This window comes from Labedella populi (assembly GCF_004078655.1).
In the GTDB taxonomy this organism is placed as follows: domain Bacteria; phylum Actinomycetota; class Actinomycetes; order Actinomycetales; family Microbacteriaceae; genus Labedella; species Labedella populi.
This window is the reverse complement of record NZ_RZNC01000013.1, coordinates 1-752: the sequence shown is the minus strand read 5'-3', so window position 1 is coordinate 752 and position 752 is coordinate 1. Positions and strand designations below refer to the sequence as shown.

Here is a 752-nt window from a genome sequence, read left to right as displayed (position 1 = left end):
GTCGGAGTCTCCGGTGGCCGAGGGCACGGTGCTCACGTACACGCTGCACTTCGAGAACATCGGGCAGGGTGCGGGCACGGTGGAGGAGGTCGACGATCTCACGCACGTGCTCGATGACGCGGATGTCACGACGGAGCCGAGCTCGGGTGCGCTCAGCGTCGTGCGTGATGGTGCCCGGATCTCGGTGTCGGGTTCGCTCGAGGCGGGTGCGTCGACGACGATCACGTATTCGGCGACGGTCCGGGCGGACGGTGAGCGTGGCGATGACATCGCGGCGAACTTCCTGATGAAGCCGGTGGGCGGTGAGGTTCCGCCGGTTCCGGAGGAGCCGGTGTGTCAGCCGTCGGACGCGGAGCGTCCGGACTGCACGCTGACGCCGATCGGGCGGCTGCTCGTCTCGAAGTCGGTCGAGGCATCGAGCGATCCGATCGTCCCGGGCGCGACCCTGACGTACACGATCACCTTCGACAACCAGGGTCAGGGCCCGGTCTCCGTCGACAAGTCGGACAACCTCACCGGCGTACTCGACGACGCGACGCTCACCACCGCGCCGGTCGCCTCGGGTGACTTCCTCGCGGTGTCCGCCGTCGATGACGGCGTCTTCACCGTGACCGGTGAACTCGCCCCCGGGCAGACGGAGGCCATCACCTACACCGTGACGGTGAACCCGGAGGACGAGCGCGGCGACGACCGGGCGACGAACTTCCTCGTCGACGACCCGTCGCTGCCGCCGCCCGCGACGTGCGAGCCGG

General features: G+C 69.1%; 1 protein-coding gene. It reads left to right on the top strand.

The window, feature by feature from the left end:
• Positions 1-13: 13 nt before the first annotated feature.
• Positions 14-752 (top strand): DUF7927 domain-containing protein (locus ELQ92_RS16150; protein WP_128500323.1); only part of this gene is annotated, 739 nt, incomplete at its 3' end.